The organism is Salinispora pacifica CNR114 (genome assembly GCF_000514775.1).
Classification (GTDB): domain Bacteria; phylum Actinomycetota; class Actinomycetes; order Mycobacteriales; family Micromonosporaceae; genus Micromonospora; species Micromonospora pacifica.
In genome coordinates this window covers 1-15880 of sequence record NZ_AZWO01000017.1, presented here as the reverse complement: position 1 = coordinate 15880, position 15880 = coordinate 1, and the positions used below count along the sequence as shown (strand labels likewise).

At 68.5% G+C, this 15880-nt stretch carries 17 protein-coding genes and 1 pseudogene; 8 read left to right on the top strand and 10 right to left on the bottom strand.

Annotated elements, in window-relative coordinates; translation table 11 throughout:
- Positions 1 to 6: 6 nt before the first annotated feature.
- Together B118_RS0112055 and B118_RS0112050 are read right to left on the bottom strand one after the other, a co-directional pair.
- Entirely contained in the window at positions 7 to 1482 is a 1476-nt protein-coding gene (locus B118_RS0112055) for a glycosyltransferase family 87 protein (RefSeq protein WP_028192825.1), read from the bottom strand.
- A 157-nt stretch (positions 1483 to 1639) separates the two neighbouring features.
- A complete protein-coding gene (locus tag B118_RS0112050) occupies positions 1640 to 3934 on the bottom strand; it encodes a transglycosylase domain-containing protein (protein WP_238323906.1) in 2295 nt (764 codons plus the stop codon).
- Here B118_RS0112050 and B118_RS32805 point away from each other — a divergent pair.
- Complete coding sequence (locus B118_RS32805; RefSeq protein ID WP_028188366.1) at positions 3903 to 4721, top strand: hypothetical protein; 819 nt, start codon at positions 3903 to 3905, stop codon at positions 4719 to 4721. The two genes, B118_RS0112050 and B118_RS32805, sit on opposite strands and share 32 nt — an antisense overlap.
- A 139-nt stretch (positions 4722 to 4860) precedes the next feature.
- Here B118_RS32805 and B118_RS0112040 read toward each other — a convergent pair whose 3' ends face one another.
- On the bottom strand, positions 4861 to 5316 hold the full coding sequence (locus tag B118_RS0112040) for a DUF5318 domain-containing protein (protein ID WP_028185228.1): 456 nt from the start codon (positions 5314 to 5316) through the stop codon (positions 4861 to 4863).
- A gap of 171 nt (positions 5317 to 5487) precedes the next feature.
- On the opposite strand from B118_RS0112040, the gene B118_RS0112035 reads away from it, so the two are divergent.
- From B118_RS0112035 to B118_RS0112025, 3 genes are all read left to right on the top strand, one after another.
- Positions 5488 to 6123, top strand: a complete 636-nt coding sequence (locus B118_RS0112035; protein ID WP_018221917.1) for a PadR family transcriptional regulator — start codon at positions 5488 to 5490, stop codon at positions 6121 to 6123.
- A gap of 23 nt (positions 6124 to 6146) precedes the next feature.
- Complete coding sequence (locus B118_RS0112030) at positions 6147 to 7226, top strand: inositol-3-phosphate synthase (protein ID WP_018221916.1); 1080 nt, start codon at positions 6147 to 6149, stop codon at positions 7224 to 7226.
- Positions 7227 to 7340: 114 nt separating this feature from the next.
- Positions 7341 to 8237, top strand: a complete 897-nt coding sequence (locus tag B118_RS0112025) for a hypothetical protein (RefSeq protein ID WP_028192823.1) — start codon at positions 7341 to 7343, stop codon at positions 8235 to 8237.
- A gap of 107 nt (positions 8238 to 8344) precedes the next feature.
- Here B118_RS0112025 and B118_RS0112020 read toward each other — a convergent pair whose 3' ends face one another.
- On the bottom strand, positions 8345 to 8830 hold the full coding sequence (locus tag B118_RS0112020; RefSeq protein ID WP_028192822.1) for a GNAT family N-acetyltransferase: 486 nt from the start codon (positions 8828 to 8830) through the stop codon (positions 8345 to 8347).
- 123 nt (positions 8831 to 8953) lie between these two features.
- Entirely contained in the window at positions 8954 to 9571 is a 618-nt protein-coding gene (locus B118_RS0112015) for a hypothetical protein (RefSeq protein ID WP_018812343.1), read from the bottom strand.
- Between the two features lie 490 nt (positions 9572 to 10061).
- Between B118_RS0112015 and B118_RS0112010 the strand changes: the two genes are divergently transcribed.
- Complete coding sequence (locus B118_RS0112010) at positions 10062 to 11762, top strand: RCC1 domain-containing protein (RefSeq protein ID WP_028192821.1); 1701 nt, start codon at positions 10062 to 10064, stop codon at positions 11760 to 11762.
- A 29-nt stretch (positions 11763 to 11791) separates the two neighbouring features.
- Here the strand turns inward: B118_RS0112010 and B118_RS0112005 are convergent, their stop codons facing one another.
- Positions 11792 to 12049, bottom strand: a complete 258-nt coding sequence (locus tag B118_RS0112005; protein WP_027646960.1) for a hypothetical protein — start codon at positions 12047 to 12049, stop codon at positions 11792 to 11794.
- Positions 12049 to 12354, bottom strand: coding sequence for a hypothetical protein (locus B118_RS0112000; protein ID WP_028192820.1), 306 nt, complete (start codon positions 12352 to 12354; stop codon positions 12049 to 12051). Before B118_RS0112000 ends, B118_RS0112005 begins: the two co-directional genes overlap by 1 nt.
- A gap of 416 nt (positions 12355 to 12770) precedes the next feature.
- Between B118_RS0112000 and B118_RS0111995 the strand changes: the two genes are divergently transcribed.
- Positions 12771 to 13625 (top strand): helix-turn-helix domain-containing protein, encoded by an 855-nt coding sequence (locus B118_RS0111995; RefSeq protein ID WP_026270893.1) that lies wholly within the window; start codon positions 12771 to 12773, stop codon positions 13623 to 13625.
- 2 nt (positions 13626 to 13627) lie between these two features.
- Positions 13628 to 13861 carry a DUF397 domain-containing protein gene (locus B118_RS0111990; protein WP_018221908.1) on the top strand — a complete coding sequence of 78 codons (234 nt, stop codon included), beginning with the start codon at positions 13628 to 13630 and terminating at the stop codon, positions 13859 to 13861.
- On the opposite strand, the pseudogene B118_RS30270 reads toward B118_RS0111990, so the two are convergent.
- Positions 13858 to 13950, bottom strand: a pseudogene (locus B118_RS30270) (methylated-DNA--[protein]-cysteine S-methyltransferase); the annotation flags it as partial. The gene B118_RS0111990 and the pseudogene B118_RS30270 overlap by 4 nt on opposite strands.
- A 146-nt stretch (positions 13951 to 14096) precedes the next feature.
- Between B118_RS30270 and B118_RS0111985 the strand changes: the two are divergent.
- The gene (locus tag B118_RS0111985; RefSeq protein WP_018254948.1) at positions 14097 to 14330 is read left to right on the top strand and encodes a DUF397 domain-containing protein; all 234 of its coding nucleotides are present in this window, start codon (positions 14097 to 14099) and stop codon (positions 14328 to 14330) included.
- On the opposite strand, the gene B118_RS0111980 is transcribed toward B118_RS0111985, so the two are convergent.
- Both B118_RS0111980 and B118_RS0111975 read right to left on the bottom strand, forming a co-directional pair.
- Positions 14327 to 14815 carry a methylated-DNA--[protein]-cysteine S-methyltransferase gene (locus B118_RS0111980; RefSeq protein ID WP_027646959.1) on the bottom strand — a complete coding sequence of 163 codons (489 nt, stop codon included), beginning with the start codon at positions 14813 to 14815 and terminating at the stop codon, positions 14327 to 14329. The two genes, B118_RS0111985 and B118_RS0111980, sit on opposite strands and share 4 nt — an antisense overlap.
- 89 nt (positions 14816 to 14904) lie before the next feature.
- Positions 14905 to 15880, bottom strand: a 976-nt coding sequence (locus B118_RS0111975; RefSeq protein WP_028188370.1) for an alpha/beta fold hydrolase, incomplete at its 5' end; no start/stop codon positions are given.

Here is a 15880-nt window from a genome sequence, read left to right as displayed (position 1 = left end):
AGTCGGTCAGGTCGCCACCGGCACGGACGCTCGCTGTCTGGCCACCCAGGGAGCGTCCGGTGCGCCGTCGATGACCCCGCCGTCCGGGTCGTCGGGGTAGCTGGCCCGTACCGCGTCCTGCTCCGGCCGGAGGATCTCCTGGATGACCAGCACGCAGAGCACGACGACGGTGGTCAGCCGGAACGCGGCGGCCAGCACGAAGACGCCCTCGGGAAAGACCGGCGTGCCGGTGGAGGTGCCCAGCAGCTCGCCGTAGAAGGCCAGGAAGTAGCCGACCTCGGCGAGCTGCCAGGCCAGGAAGGCACCCCACTTGGGGCGGGCGAGTACGGCGAGGGGCAGCAGCCAGAGCACGAACTGCTGCGACCAGACCTTGCTGAAGATCAGGAAGGCGGCGACCACGAGGAAGGCGAGCTGGGCGAGGCGCGGGCGGCGCGGGGCCCGCAGGGCCAGCACGGCGATGCCGACGCAGGCCAGGAAGAACAGCGCGTACGCCAGGTTGTTCAGCACCGGAATGTTGTTGCTCAGCCACTCGAACGGGCCGGCGCCGGGCTCGCCGATCCTGCCGTCGAGGTAGCGGCCGATGTACCAGAGGGTGCCCCAGTCGATCGCCCGCTCCGTGTTGAGCTCCAGGAAGCGTCCCCAGTTGGTGGGGTTGGCCAGCGCGGCGGGGAGGTTCACCAGGACCAGCGCCACCGCGCCCGTGCCGATCGCGGTGAGCGCGGCCCGCAGCCGGCTACTCCGAATGGCCAGCAGCAGGATCGGCCAGAAGAGGAAGAGCGGCCAGAGCTTCGCCGCCCCGCCCAGGCCGAGTAGCAGGCCGGCCAGCGCGGGTTTGCGGCGCGCCCAGGCGAACAGGCCGAAGGCGGCCAGTCCGATGGCGAGAAAGTCCCAGTTGACGGTGGCGGTGAGCAGCAGCGCGGGGGCGAGTGCGAAGAGTGCCGCGTCCCAGGGTCGTCGGCGCCGCAGCGCCAGGATCACCGCGACGGTGGCCACCGCCAGCGCCCCGAGCACCAGTACGTTCAGGTTGTAGAACCACATGGCCTGGTTCAGGCCGGGGTCCGCGCTGCCGAGCGCGTGCACCGGCAGGCCGAGGGCACCCATGAAGTAGCCGGTGAGCACCGGATACTCCACCGGGTGGTCCAGGTAGGGAACCTTCCCCTCGTTGAGCCCTTCGGCGTAGTAGAGCGCGAGCACGTCGGTGTAGCAGAAGCGGGTGTACTGGACGTTGTTCGTCCAGGCGCCATCCTGGCAGGGCGACTTCTGCACCCAGTGCAGGGCCATCGTCAGGCAGACCAGGGCCAGAACGATCCGCACCGCGGTCCAGAACCGACGCTCCCCGCCGACCGGCCGGTCCAAGGCGGTGGCGTGGTCACCCAACGGGCCACCGATCAGGCCGGAGACGCCACGAACGAAGCCGTCGGAACGGGACGGGTGGTCCGGTGCGGCGGAGTTGTCGGCGCCGCCCGTCGTCTGCGTGCTCATGACGTGCATCCTGCACTAGATCGGCGTCGCCGTCGTGCACCTGGATGGCGTTGGCGCTACCGCACCGCAGGTCTGGGCATCGCCGCTACCGCACCGCCGCGCCCCACCCCAAGAGGTGGGACGCGTGACGGTGCGGCACGGCGCTGGCCCAGCCCGGCTAGTCCCGCCCAGGTCGTTGGGGGCCTCCGTTCGGCGGCGGTGGGAATCCGGTATCCCCACCGTTGTCGCCACCGCCGTTGTTGCCCCCGCCGCCGTTGTTACCGCCGCCGCCGTTATTGTCACCGCCGCCGTTGTCACCGCCGCCGTTGTCACCGCCGCCGTTGTTGCCGCCGCCGTTGTTGTTGTCGCCGCCGTTGTTGCCCCTATCGGGGCAGAACAGGTCGAGCAGCCCACAGTCCGGCTCCGGCGGGGGCGGCAACGCGCCGTTACCGGCCTTGTCGTCCCCGACTCCGGTGATATTCGGCAGCTCAGACCTGGGCGCGTCCTTCAGCGCCTCGTTCATGAACTTTTTCCACACATCCGCCGGCATGGTGCTGCCGCCGATGTCGGCACCGTTCTTGTTTTTGATCGCCGGGTTCTCATTGGGGTCGTGGCTACCGATCCAGATCGCGGTCGCCAGGTTGTCGTCGTAGCCAACCATCCAGGCGTTCGAGTTGTTAGGGGTCCCGTCCAACTCCCAGGTGCCGGTCTTCCCGGCCGCCTCCCGCCCCCCGGAGAGGGCGTCCTTGTTCTCCACCGGGATTTGCTTCAGCACCGCGGTCACCTCATCGGTGACCTGCTTGCGGATCCGTTGCTGCCCGTCCAGCTTCTCCCCGGTCCCACGGACGACCTTCCACTCGCCGGTGTCCTCGTCCTTCTGCTCTACCTTGAGCACAAAGTGGGCCTGGTGGAAGACGCCGTCGTTCGCCAGCGTCGCGAGACCGTTGGCGTGGTCGAGGACGGTGATCGGATACTGGCCATAGCCCACCACCCGGTCGAAATACTCCGGCGCCAGGTCCTCCGGCTTTTCCGCCAACAGGTTGAACGGCTTGAGACTGTCGTCCCACATGGTGGTGATACCCGCCTGCCGGGCCATGCTGACCACCTTGTCTGGTCCGATCTGATCCGCCACGTGGAAGAACGGAACGTTGTATGACTTCACCGCCGAATAGTCGAGAGTGCAGGACTTGCCGCAAGTCTTACTGACGTCTCGGCCCGCGTTATAGACGCGGTACCCGGCGCCCTCCGGCGTGAAGGGCGTGGCGTCCCACCGCGAGTTGACGGAGATGCCGGCCTCGATGGCGGCCGCCAGGGTGTAGACCTTGAAGGACGAGGCGGGCGGATGGCCGCCGTAGAGGTTGCCGCCCTTATCGGTGTTCATACCGGCCCAGTCGGTGCCGGCGCCACTCTCCCCACCGTAGTAGGCGAGCACCCGACCGGTCTTGGGGTCCACGGCGACTCCGGCGGCCTGCAGGTTATCCGGCTGGCCCTTGAGAGGCGAGCCCTTCGCCTCCGCTCGGGCCGCGTTCTCCATCGCGGTCTGCATCTTGTCGTCGATCGTCGTGGTGATCTTGTAACCGCCGTTGCGCAGCGCGTTCGTACAGGAGGGCGTGCTCTCGTCCCCCGCCCCCGTGTTGGTGCAGAGCCCCCACTGCTCCATCTCCGCCCGCACGTAGTTGATGACGTTGCCGCGGGGGGTGCCCACACCGAAGCCGCTGCCCTCCTCGGCCAGCGGCTTCACCTCCGGAAATTCGGTCGGCCGCTCCGCCGCGTCGAGCCAGCCCTCGGCCACCATCCCGTCAAGGACGTAGTCCCAGCGCGACTTCGCGTCCTCCGGGCTGACCGCCGGGTCGTACCCGTTGTGGGTGGCGGTCTTCTCCGGCTGCTTGATGAGCCCGGCCAGCACCGCGCCCTCACCGACGGTCAACTTGCTGGTGGGCTTGCCAAAGAAGGTCTGCGCCGCGGCCTCGACCCCGTAGGCGCCGCGGCCGAAGTAGATCACGTTGAGATAGTTCTCCATGATCTTGTCCTTGCTGAACCTGTCGTTCAGCTTGGAGGCGAAGATCGCCTCCCGCACCTTTCGGGCGTAGGTATCGTCCTCAAGGCTCTCGTAAGCGTTACGCGCGTACTGCTGCGTAATCGTGGACGCGCCCTGCCGGTCACCACCGGTGAAGTTGTTCCAGGCGGCCCGGGCGATGCCCTTGTAGTCGACGCCCGAGTGCCGGTAGAAGTTCCGGTCCTCGGCCGCGGCGACCGCGTCCCGCACGTGCTGCGGCATCTGGCTTTTGGTGATCAGCGTCCGGTTCTCGTTACCGAGCTTCGCGACCAGACCCTTGCCGTCACTCGTGTAGACCGTCGTCGACTGCGGAAGTGGAATCTGGTCGGGCAGGACGACGTTGGTGTTCAAGTAGGTGAAGCCGACGACGCCCAGGCCGGCGAGCATGATGAAGACCGCGAACGAGGCGATCAACATGTTCGCCCGCTTCCGCTTCTTCGCCCGCGCGGCGTTCGGGTCACGGCCACTATTACGGGATCGGCCCGATCCGCCGGGGCCACCCGGGCCGCCGGGACCACCGGCGGCCGAGGCGACGCTGGCCCGCGCCACCGAGGCCCGGCCTCCGGCCGCTGCGGCACCGGCTCGGGCCCGCCCCACGGACGCCGACCCAACGGACGCCGACCCAACGGAGGCCGACCCAACGGAGGCCGACCCAACGGAGGCCGACCCAACGGAGGCCGAACCGCTCGCGGCACCGACGCTCGCGCGCCCGGCGGAGCCACCCGGCGCGGGGGATACCGGCACGGAGGCGCGTCCGGGCGCGGATGGCGCCGGCACCGAGGCACGGCCCGGCCCGGCCGGCGCCGGCACCGAAGCACGGCCCGGCCCGGCCGGCGCCGGCACCGAAGCACGGCCCGATCCGGCCGGGGTCGGCACCGAAGCGCGGCCTGACCGGCCAACCGAGGCCGAGCCGGCGGCACCCTGGATGGGGACGGAGGCCGAGCCGCCAACCGAAGCCCGGCCGCTGGAAGCGCCGCCCCGGGGTGTCACCGAGGCGCGGCCCGCTGTTCCCTCCGGTCCGGCCGACTGGGAACGTGCCGCACCATCGGGGGCACGGTACGCGTCGTCGGCCCGCCCGGGGACGCCGTGCTGGCCCGGTATCTGGGCCCGCCCACGCGAGGAGCTGGGGTCGCCGTACGAGTTCATTCTTCACACCCTGCCGGTCGCGGTGGAGCGCTGCCGCGCCACCACCGGTTTGCCGTGAGTTGCGGCACCCAGTGATACAACGCGACCAAGCCGCGCAAAGGTGCCTATCTGCCAATCAAGCGGGCTAATCGGACTATCAGAACGTCGATCGAGCTGGGCGGTGGCCCGTCGGGCCGAAGCGACCGATCGTGCTGACGTCACCGTTGCGCCTCTCGCCTCCGTCGCCTGCCTGGGGCGTCCGTTGAGGGCGCCCCGCCCACCACGACCTGCTCCGGCCTGTTCTCCGCCAGCCCGTCCCGGCCGAGCAGATACTGCTCGATGAGGTGGTTCCAGGCGCAGCCGAGGCACACTTCTACCACGAAGACCTGAAACTCACGCAGTGTCATCGCCAACGCGGGCAGCTCCGCCAGTCTCCGGGCCTGACCGGCGGACTGCCGGAGTTCGTCGCCGTAAATGTAGTGCACGCGCGTCAGGTTCTCACTCCGACAGATCGGGCACCGCTCGTCGGTCGGCTCGCCGTGGAACCGGGCCGCGTTCTTCAGGTAGGGCGAGGCATCGCAGAGGTCATCCGGGCCGACCCGGTTGGTCAGGAGATCCCGCAGCGCCGCCCGCTTCCGGAGCGAGTAGTCGACCACCTGGCGCTGCGTACGCATGAGCACGAGAGTACGCGGTGCCGCCCCACCCGGCGACCGAGTGACTATCTGTAATCGAGACACGGCGGTGCGAGGTTTGCCCCACCCGCGGCAATCCGCTAGCGTGACGATGTATCGGCCCGATACATCGTCGCGGTTAGTGCTCGGGTGAGCAGGGTAAGGAGGATGGCAGTGCTCGAATTCGCCATCCTCGGTCTCCTGCAGGAGGCTCCGATGCACGGTTACGAGCTACGCAAGGAGCTCACCGCGAAACTCGGCGCCATCCGGGCGGCCATCAGCTACGGAAGCCTCTACCCGACCCTGCGCCGCCTACAGGCGGCAGGGTGGATCACCGAGGCCAACGAGACACCCACCGTCTCGGACGTTCCCGCGCTGACCAGCCGACGAGGCCGCGTGGTTTACAAAATCACCGCGGAGGGCAAGGAACGGTTCGCCCAACTCATCGCCCAAGCCGGGCCCGAGACGTATGACGACACCGGTTTCGGCGTGCACTTCGCGTTCTTCGCCCGCACCGACCAGGCAACCCGACTTCGCATCCTGGAGGGTCGCCGCCGCAAAATCGAGGAGCGCCGCGAAGGGCTCCGCGACGTGCTCGGTCGCGCCGCCGAACGGCTCGACGCGTACACCCTGGAACTGCAACGCCACGGCCTGGACGCCTGTGAGCGTGAGGTTCGCTGGCTGGAGGAGCTCATCGCCAACGAGCGCTCCGGCCGTGCCCCGACAGCCCCGATCACCGGGGCGGCCGGCGGTCGACCAGAAGACAACAGCCCGCCTCCGCCTGGAGAGTCCAGGGAAGAGCGGCCGTGATGAAGGAGAAGGAGGCAGACGCTATGGGCTCCGTCCGCGTCGCCATCGTCGGTGTGGGTAACTGCGCCTCGTCCCTCGTACAGGGCGTGGAGTACTACCGGAACGCCGACCCGAACGACCGCGTCCCGGGTCTCATGCACGTCACCTTCGGCGACTACCACGTCTCGGACGTGGAGTTCGTCGCGGCGTTCGATGTGGACGCCAAGAAGGTGGGCATGGACCTCGCCGAGGCGATCGTCGCCAGCGAGAACAACACCATCAAGCTGTGCGACGTGCCCCCGACCGGGGTGACCGTGCAGCGCGGCCCGACGTTCGACGGTCTCGGCCAGTACTACCGCGAGATCATCGAGGAGTCGGACACCCAGCCGGTGAACGTGGCCGAGACGCTGCGCGCGGCCAAGGTCGACGTGGTCGTGGCCTACCTGCCGGTGGGCTCCGAGGAGGCCGGCAAGTTCTACGCCCAGGCCGCGATCGAGGCCGGCTGCGCCTTCGTCAACGCCCTCCCCGTCTTCATCGCCTCCGACCCGGTCTGGGCGAAGAAGTTCGAGGACGCGGGCCTGCCGATCGTCGGTGACGACATCAAGAGCCAGGTCGGCGCCACCATCGTGCACCGCGCCCTCGCGAAGCTGTTCGAGGACCGTGGCGTCGAGTTGCTGCGCACCTACCAGCTCAACTTCGGCGGCAACATGGACTTCATGAACATGTTGGAGCGCAACCGCCTGGTCTCCAAGAAGATCTCGAAGACCCAGTCGGTCACCTCCCAGGTGCCGCACGAGATGGCCAAGAGCGACGTGCACATCGGCCCGTCGGACCACGTGCCGTGGCTGGACGACCGCAAGTGGGCCTACATCCGCCTGGAGGGCCGCTCCTTCGGCGACACCCCGCTCAACGCGGAGCTGAAGCTTGAGGTGTGGGACTCGCCGAACTCGGCCGGCGTCATCATCGACGCGGTCCGGGCCGCGAAGATCGCCCTGGACCGGAAGATCGGCGGCCCGATCCTGTCGGCGTCGTCGTACTTCATGAAGTCCCCGCCGGTGCAGTACGCCGACTCCGACGCGCACGCCGCCGTCGAGGAGTTCATCGCCGGCGAGATCGCACGCTGACGTTCTGACAGGTGCGGGCCGGGCCCGGGTGGCTCCGGCCCGCACCGCCGTCGCGGGCGAGCGCACCGTGCCGCGTCCGGCGTGGGGCAGCACACCACCAACACTCGTGGCAGCATGACGGCGGTGCGCCTACGACCGCTGCTGCTCGGCACGGCGGCCGTACTGGCCACCACCCACGTCCTCGGCGTCCTGTTCGACGATCCCCCACTGCGCCACGCGGAGATCTTGGCTCTGCTGGCGCTTGGGGGCTACGCGCTCCTCGGTGAGCTGCCGAAGCCCCGCTGGGTCGTACCGGCCACACTCCTCGTGCTCGTCGTGGAGGCGTACCGCACCGCTCCGGCCGCCATCAACCATGACCGCGACCTGCGGCTGCTGCTCCCCGCGCCCGAAGGCCCCTCTCCGTCGCCGGTCCTGCTCACCGACGGTCTCGCCCTGACCTGGGCGCCCCTGACTGCTTCCCTGCTGCTGCTCGGAGCCGGACGTCGCTGGCCGATCGCCCACCAGCCGGCCGCGCGTCGGAGGCCGGTCGTTGTGGGCACCGTACTCGCCACTCTGCTGTTCGTGGCATATCCAGCCGTCCGGCTCAGTGAGTTGGCCCTCGACCTGTCCGCGCGAGAGCAATCGAACTCCACTTCGACCGATCCGGTCTCAACGACCGTGCTCAGCGCCGGTTCGGTGCTGCTGGCGCCACTCGTACTCGGGCTGGTCGCGATCTGCCTCACCGCCGTACTGTTCCGGCGGGGTCGGGCGATCGCCGCCGTAGGTGCCGCGCTCCTCGCTGTCGCCGCCCTGCCGCAGGTGGACCTGGCGCTTGCCACGATGGACCTGCTGCTCGCCGTCAGGTGGAACCCCGCCGTGGTCAGCTCGTTCGTCCTCGCGCCGCCGTCGCTGAGGTTGGCACCGCTTCCCGCGCTGGCCGCCGCCATCGAATTGATCGCGTACGCACTGCTCGCCGTCGGCCTGACTCGCGCCGGACGCCGCGGGCAGACCGTCACCAACAGTCCGCGGTGACAGCCCGACAACCAGCGCTTCCCAGCGGCAGCCGTTGGCCGACACCCGAACCGGGTGCCGGCCCACACCGTGTTCCCGCCGGCGGGTGAGATATGTGGTGGCGGGTATCAGAGCTCCTGGTACATCACGTGCAGACCGACCCGACCAAACGTCGGGTGAGCGAACGCACCCGGCACCGTACCGACGATACGGAAGCCGAGCCGCTCGTACACCGACACCGCAGTCCGGTTCGACGCGGCAACGGCGTTGAACTGCATGCCGGCGTACCCGCGCTGGTGAGCCCAGTCCAGCGCGAAGCGGCACAACGCGGTGCCGACCCCCTGCCCGCGGGCGCCGGCGGCCACGATGAAGCTGGCCGTGCAGACATGCGACCCGGGTCCCGCCCGATTCGTACCCATTTTCGCGCTGCCCAGGACCCGCTCACTCCTAACCGCGACGACGGTCAACCCGGGTGCTGGCTCGATCCACACCTCACGCGCCTCGTCAGGGGAGAGGTTCGGATCGTACGTGAACGTCTCCTGAGCCCGTACGACTTCCCGGAGGATCGGCCAGACCTGCGGCCAGTCGGCTTCCTGGAACTCACGAATCGTCATCGGGCGTTGGTCACCTCCTCCTAAAACCGGCAGCGCGCTCCAGAGAGAGCTGTTGGCCGACACCCGAACCGGGTGCCGGCCAACAGTGTCTTTCTCCTTGTGGGTTAGGTCTACGGGTTTGGGTCAGCTGGTCCAGTGCTCGGCCACCAGGTCAGCGGCCTGGGTCTCCCACTGGGCGTAGTGGAACGGGAACGCCGACACCTGCACCTTCTGCGCGGCCTCGGTCAACGGCATGTCCTGCCAGCCCTCGACCTGCCGCAGACCCTCCAGGAAAGCGGTGGTGGAGTAGGCGGGGTCGGTGATCTGCTCCACCGTGCCCCAACCAGACGACGGACGCTGCTGGAACAGGCCCTGCGAGTCGTGGTCGTTACGCGCACCCAGGTGACCCAGGTTCTCCAGCTTCGACTCCTGCAGACTGGTGGCGATCGCCACCACGGCGGCCCGCTCGTCCATGCCAGCGGCCTTCGTGGCCTCGATGATGGCTCTCACGTTGCCGGTCTGCTCGCCACCCAGGTCGATCCGCGACTGCTCACCCTGCGTACCGTGCGGGATCAGCGTGCCCATGTCCGGCTTCTCCGCCGGCACCGCGGCCGCCGCGGTGGTCGAGGCCGCCGACGCGCTCGGGGTGGGGGTGGGGGTGGAATCGGTGCTGGTGTCGAAGGCCTGGGGACCAGCGACCACACCGGCACCGAAGGCCAGACCAGCAATACCAAGCGCACTACGCAACATGATCGTGTTCATGAGTGTTGCTCCATTCGGGGGTCGACACCCACACGCACCCGAAGGGGGTCGGGAGCGGGGTACAAGCACCGTCCGGCGCTCAAAGAACCAAGGGATAGGTCGGCGACCGCGGGTCTCGTCGGGACACGCACGGCGCCGGTCCGGAGATAACGACCGGCCGGCCACCGCCATTCCCGGCGGCCGTCCCCGCTTACGGCGGGGCACTTCCTCGGTCGTACGCATGGTGTAACGCCCCGGCGCCCGCCACGATTCCGTCCCCCACCGCGACCCCGGTCACCCCTCAAACAGGCATCTATCAGACAGACCGCTCCCGAGCTCAGGGCATCGACCTCAATGGTGGCCTTTCGGCACACCCCTCGACGGCCAGCGTTCGGGCAGGGGAGATTTGGCCGATTCGGGCATTGCCGGGCGTTTCTCAGCCGGTCCGGGAGATCGGTAGTCGATGATACGCACGTTTGGTTTGCGCAGCACTGTCCGCTCGGAGGTACAAATGATGCCGGAAACTCCCCGATGGGTAGTCCGGGACACCGACGCGCGCCGAGCGGGACGCACCGTGACCGGCTGGTTCTTCCTCGCGCTGGCGGTGACCGTGACACAGGTGACCGGCGGGTGGCCAGCCCTCGCGCAGCGGCCTGCCGCGTCCAACGCGATGTCGGAGACCGTCCTCGCCTGGGGAGGAAACGGCGAGGGCGAGCTCGGCAACGGCACCACCACCGACAGCCCCGTCCCCGTGGAAGCGGAGTTACCGGCCAACACCACGATCACCGCCATCGCCGCCGGCAACGGCCACAGCCTCGCGTTGACCTCCGATGGTGCCGTCCTCGCCTGGGGCGAAAACATCTCCGGCGAACTGGGCGACGGCACCACCGACAACAGAAACACCCCGGTGGCGGTCAACCTCCCCCCGAGCACCACGATCACCGCCATCGCCGCCGGCCACAACCACAGCCTCGCGTTGACCTCCGATGGTGTCGTCCTCGCCTGGGGCTACAACTTCTTCAGCCAGTTGGGCGACGGCACCACCACCAACCGCAACACCCCGGTGGAGGTGGACCTACCGACCGGCACCACCGTCACCTCCATCGCCGCCGGCGCCGTCCACAGCCTGGCGATAACCACGGCCGGCACCGCCCTCGCCTGGGGCGGCAACTACGCCGGCCAACTGGGCGACGGCACCACCGACAACAGAAACACCCCGGTGGAGGTGGACCTGCCGACCGGCACCACCGTCACCTCCATCGCCGCCGGCGGCGTCCACAGCCTGGCGGCAACCTCCACCGGCACCGCCTTCGCCTGGGGCAGTAACAACTACGGCGAGCTGGGCGATGGCACCAACACCGACCGTCTTGTTCCGGTGGCCGTCAATCTCCCCCCGAACACCACCGTCACCACCATCGCCGCCGGCGGCGGCGTCCACAGCCTGGCGATGACCTCCACCGGCAGCGCCCTCGCCTGGGGCTACAACTACTACGGCCAGTTGGGCGACGGCACCACCACCAACCGCAACACCCCGGTGGAGGTAGACCTACCGACCGGCACCACGCTCACCACCATCGCCGCCGGCGGCGGCCACAGCCTGGCGATGACCTCCACCGGCGCCGCCCTCGCCTGGGGCGGCAACTACGCCGGCCAACTGGGCGACGGCACCACCAACCAGAGCAACACCCCGGTGAAGGTCAACCTGCCGACCGGCGCCGCCATCGCCACCATCGCCGCCGGCAACGACCACGGCATGGCCCTCATCGAACGACCGAGTTCCACCACCACGCTGGAGGTCGCACCGCGGAACCCGGAACCGGATCAGGACGTCACTCTCACCGCCGCCGTCACCTGCACCACCGACGCCCCCACCGGAACCATCACCTTCCGAAACGGCAGCAGTGACCTCCACACCGTGCCCCTGGATGGCGCCAACACCGCCGCCCACACGACCAGGCTCCCGGCCGGCAGCCACACCCTCACCGCCCACTACACCAGCACCAACACCTGCCCCAGCGGTCAGTCGGAGGCCACCACCATCACCATCGACACACCCACCAGCCCCAGCCCCGACACCCCCGACGACCCCGGGCTCCCCATCACCGGCCCAAGCCTGCCCACCACCGTCGGCGCCGCCGCCCTGCTCCTCCTCATCGGCACCGCCCTGATCCACCTCGCCCGCCGATACCGACCAACCCACCACCCGCGCTGAGCGAGCCGTCGTTGGTCGGCACCTCAGCGCTACCTCTCCTCCTGGGTGAGTCGGTCCAGCAGATCGCCCGCACGACCTACTTCGGTGTTCACGCCGAGCGCTGCCAAAAAGCCGCGCTCCACGAGCCGGCGAGAAGAGCACGGAAACGGGTCGCCACAGGTGCAACGGCCGGCATCGGTGAGTTGGTGGCTGCGGTGCAGCCGATAGCTCAACCGCCAAACGGTCGGCGACACGCACTCGGCCGGCGGGTCCTCCGGTGGCTCCTCCGGATCGAAGCTGAGTCGCATCAGTCCACCACCAACCCGAACCGCCTACGCCAGGCCCAGGTGAGCAGCGGTGCCGAACGTGGTCGAACTCGCCGATGTGGCGCGAACCAGCGCCGCAGCGCGTCGCGGCGTTGCGACGGCAGTACTGGTTCGAGAACCGGGAGGCCCAGCTCGACCAGCCGGTTTGCCGCCGCGTTGGCCGGTGAGCATGGTGCGACAGCCAGACAGACCCGGCAGAGTTGGCTTTCCGGATCGAGGACATGCGCGGCGAGCATCTCGTGCGCGGCCAGCGTTTCCGCTCGCGCGCTGCTCTGATGGACAGCCATGCCGTTGGCACCCTTCCGTTGGGGCGCGCACAGGTCGCAACGGAGTTGGCAGCCACGACCAATCGCGACGGCGTAGGACCAAATGCACGCCCGGCCTGGTCCGGCATCGAGAAGCACCGGACGGTCGGAAGCCGGGGGAGGCACGCATCGGCCTGGGACCGGCGGGCTGCCGGCACAGGGGTACGGCATGGTAGACAGTCTCTGAGTCGGTCTTCGGGACGCGATCTATCGCGATGTCTCCCACGGCTCGTTTCCGGGTCGGGGTGGGCCGGCCGCCAAACCAGAGCCCACCCCGACCCGCTCCTCAACTTTCGGTAGTTAGTTCAGCACAGCCAGCATGGACCATCATCACGGAAACCACAATATTGTGCTGGCCATGCTTTTATACGAAGCTGGCTACGTCGAGAGGAGCAACAATGGCGGGCGGGCAGACAGCGACGCTGCGAGCGCAATGGATCGGCCAGCAACTCCGGGTGATGCGGGAGACGGCGGGGCTGACCCTGAAAGAGGTCGGCGACTACGTAAATCGCAACCCTGGCACGTTGAGCCGGATGGAGTCTGGATTCGTCGCTGCCCGCCTACCCGAGGTGCTGGCATACCTCGACGTATGCGGCATCGACGACCCAAAGCGCAGGGAAGATCTCAAGACGATGGCGCAAGACGTCTGGCAGAAAGGCTGGTGGGACGGGTTCACTGCGAACGTCGCCGGCGCACTGATCGACTGGGTCTGGCTGGAGAGCAGGGCTACCCACATCTACTCGTTCGAGGTCGCTGTGCTGCCCGGCCTGTTACAGACCCACGAGTACGCCGAGGCTGTGATCCGCGCCTGGGACCACAGCGCCTCCAACACCGAAATTGACCGCTTTGTCGAAGTCAGAATGGGCCGCCAACGCAGACTGACTGACGCCGAGCCCGTCCAGCTCTCCACCGTCATTGACGAGTGCGCCCTTCGCCGGCTGGTGGGCAGCACGGAAGTCATGCGTGCACAACTCGCTCACCTGCGTTCTGTGGCCACCTGGCCGAATGTTGAAATCATGATCTTACCGGGCGAGGCGGGCGCACATGCCAGCCCGAACGGTTCCTTCGACGCCTTCCGAATGCGCCGGCCGTACCCGCCAGCCGGCTGCATCGCCACTGCCGCCGGCAGCATCGTGGTCGAGGGAGACAAGGCACACTCACTCTTCCGGCGCTACGATCGACTGCGCAGCGCGGCCCTACACAATGGGGCCGTGCAGCGGTTCCTCTTTGATCTGGAAGCACGTCTGGAGTGAGCATGGCGGCGAAGACCTGGGTCCACCCGATCGAGCCGAGCAGGGTCGCCTGGCACGTCAGCACCCGCAGTGGCAGTGGTGGCGGTGACTGTGTCGAGGCGGGGCCGGTGCTCGATGGGAGCAGGCGAGTCGCCGTACGCGACAGCAAGGACCGCTCCGGCCCGGTCCTCGGCTTCTCCGCCACCAGCTGGACCGACTTCCTCACCGGCCTACGGTCCGGCACCCTGACCGGCTAATCCGCCGCCGACCAGCTTCGCCGAAGGGCCACGCCGGCCTCCAACTCCAACAGCTTCACCCTCCGGTCGAGCCCGCCACCGAAGCCGACAGCTCCAGATAACGCACGATCAGCCGGTTACTTCTCGACAAGGTCGATTGACTACGGCGACGATCGTCTTCGCACCATGGCACTGCGCAACGGTGCCGTGCAGCGACTTCTCTTCGATCTCGAGGCGCGTCTGGAGTGAGTTGGCAATGGTGGCGACAGACACGACCAGACCGGTGAACCTGGCACCGGTTGATTGGCGAGTCAGCACCCGCAGTGGCAACGGTGGCGGCAACTGCGTGGAGGCGGGGCCGGTGCTCGATGGGAGCAGGCGAGTCGCCGTACGCGACAGCAAGGACCGCTCCGGTCCGGTCCTCGGCTTCTCCGCCACCAGCTGGACCGACTTCCTCACCGGCCTACGGTCCGGCACCCTGACCGGCTAGCCCGCCGCCGACCAGCTTCGCCGAAGGGCCACGCCGGCCTCCAACTCCAACAGCTTCACCTTCCGGTCGAGCCCGCCACCGAAGCCGACCAGCTTCCCGCCGGAACCGACGATCCGGTGGCAGGGCACGATCACCGGCACCGGGTTCCGGTTGCATGCCACGCCGACCGCGCGCGCCGCCGAGGCGTCGCCGAGCCGCCGGGCCACCTCGCCGTAGGTGAGCGTCTCCCCGTAGGGGATGGCGGTCATCTCCCGCCACACCGCCCGCTCGAACTCCGAACCCCGGGGGATCCGCACCGGCACGGTGAAGGCGGTCAGCTCACCGGCGAAGTAGGCCCGTAGCTCGGCCACGGCGCGGGCCGAGAGGTCGTCGGCTGGTTCGTCGGCCGCCTCGGTGACCCGCGCGAAGTGCGCTCCGCACACGGTCTCACCGTCGGTGGCCAGGGAGAACTCGCCGATCGGCGAGGCGAGCACGGTCCAGCGCATCCGCCCATTCTCCTTCGCCGGTACGACAAACCGGGGGTGGGCCGGCCCGTTGTGGCCGGCCCACCCCCGGTTTGTGGTGGTCTGGGTGGTCAGAGGCTGTTGACGAAGGTGAGTAGGTCGTTGTTGAGCTGCTGCTTGTGGGTGTCGGTGATGCCGTGGGGGCCGTCGGGGTAGATCTTGAGGGTGGAGTCGGTGACGATTTCGTGGGCTTCCTTGGCGGAGTTCTCGATCGGTACGACCTGGTCGTCGCCGCCGTGGATGATGAGGGTGGGTACGTCGAAGCGTGTGAGGTCTTCGGTGAGGTCGGTTTCGGAGAAGGCTTTGATCGAGTCGTAGGCGGCCTTGTGGCCGGCCTGCATGCTCTGGAGCCAGAAGGTGTCCTTCATGCCCTGCGATACCTGGGCGTCGGGGCGGTTGGCGCCGAAGAAGGGTCCGTTGGCGAGGTCGCGGTAGAGCTGGGAGCGGTCGGCGAGGGAGCCTTCGCGGAGGCCGTCGAAGACGTCGATGGGTACGCCGTTGGGGTTGTCGGGGGTTTTGAGCATCAGTGGGGTGACGGCGCCGACGAGGGCGACCTGGGCGATGCGGTCGGTGCCGTGTCGGCCGACGTAGCGGGCGACTTCTCCGCCGCCGGTGGAGAATCCGACGAGGGTGGCGTCTTTGAGCTTGAGCTTTTTGATGACGGTGGCGAGGTCGTCGGCGTAGTGGTTCATGTCGTTGCCCTCCCAGGTTTGGGAGGAGCGGCCGTGGCCTCGGCGGTCGTGGGCGATGACGCGGTAGCCGTTGTCGGCCAGGTGCATCATCTGGGATTCCCAGCTGTCGGAGTTCAGGGGCCAGCCGTGGCTGAAGATGACGGGTCGTCCGTCGCGGGGGCCCCAGTCTTTGTAGAAGATGTCGACGCCGTCGCGGGTGGTGACGAAGCCCTCGTTGCGGTCTGATCGTTTTCCGGCGGCGGCGGGGTCGGCTTGGGCCTCGCTGGCGCTGTTGGTGGCGATGGCGGTGCCGCCGGCGGCGATACTGAGCACGGCCACACCGGCCAGCAGCGCGGCCCACACGGGACGACGGCGG

What these genes read in the sequence shown, in the direction of transcription:
- B118_RS32805 (WP_028188366.1), top strand. Translation starts at nt 3,903, where the DNA reads ATGATGAAGACCGCGAACGAGGCGATCAACATGTTCGCCCGCTTCCGC.
- B118_RS0112020 (WP_028192822.1), bottom strand. Translation starts at nt 8,830, where the DNA reads ATGACGATTCGTGAGTTCCAGGAAGCCGACTGGCCGCAGGTCTGGCCG.
- B118_RS0111990 (WP_018221908.1), top strand. Translation starts at nt 13,628, where the DNA reads ATGGCGGCGAAGACCTGGGTCCACCCGATCGAGCCGAGCAGGGTCGCC.
- B118_RS0112025 (WP_028192823.1), top strand. Translation starts at nt 7,341, where the DNA reads ATGACGGCGGTGCGCCTACGACCGCTGCTGCTCGGCACGGCGGCCGTA.
- B118_RS0111995 (WP_026270893.1), top strand. Translation starts at nt 12,771, where the DNA reads ATGGCGGGCGGGCAGACAGCGACGCTGCGAGCGCAATGGATCGGCCAG.
- B118_RS0111985 (WP_018254948.1), top strand. Translation starts at nt 14,097, where the DNA reads ATGGTGGCGACAGACACGACCAGACCGGTGAACCTGGCACCGGTTGAT.
- B118_RS0112050 (WP_238323906.1), bottom strand. Translation starts at nt 3,934, where the DNA reads ATGTTGATCGCCTCGTTCGCGGTCTTCATCATGCTCGCCGGCCTGGGC.
- B118_RS0112000 (WP_028192820.1), bottom strand. Translation starts at nt 12,354, where the DNA reads ATGGCTGTCCATCAGAGCAGCGCGCGAGCGGAAACGCTGGCCGCGCAC.
- B118_RS0112055 (WP_028192825.1), bottom strand. Translation starts at nt 1,482, where the DNA reads ATGAGCACGCAGACGACGGGCGGCGCCGACAACTCCGCCGCACCGGAC.
- B118_RS0112005 (WP_027646960.1), bottom strand. Translation starts at nt 12,049, where the DNA reads ATGCGACTCAGCTTCGATCCGGAGGAGCCACCGGAGGACCCGCCGGCC.
- B118_RS0112010 (WP_028192821.1), top strand. Translation starts at nt 10,062, where the DNA reads ATGATGCCGGAAACTCCCCGATGGGTAGTCCGGGACACCGACGCGCGC.
- B118_RS0112030 (WP_018221916.1), top strand. Translation starts at nt 6,147, where the DNA reads ATGGGCTCCGTCCGCGTCGCCATCGTCGGTGTGGGTAACTGCGCCTCG.
- B118_RS0111980 (WP_027646959.1), bottom strand. Translation starts at nt 14,815, where the DNA reads ATGCGCTGGACCGTGCTCGCCTCGCCGATCGGCGAGTTCTCCCTGGCC.
- B118_RS0112040 (WP_028185228.1), bottom strand. Translation starts at nt 5,316, where the DNA reads ATGCGTACGCAGCGCCAGGTGGTCGACTACTCGCTCCGGAAGCGGGCG.
- B118_RS0112015 (WP_018812343.1), bottom strand. Translation starts at nt 9,571, where the DNA reads ATGAACACGATCATGTTGCGTAGTGCGCTTGGTATTGCTGGTCTGGCC.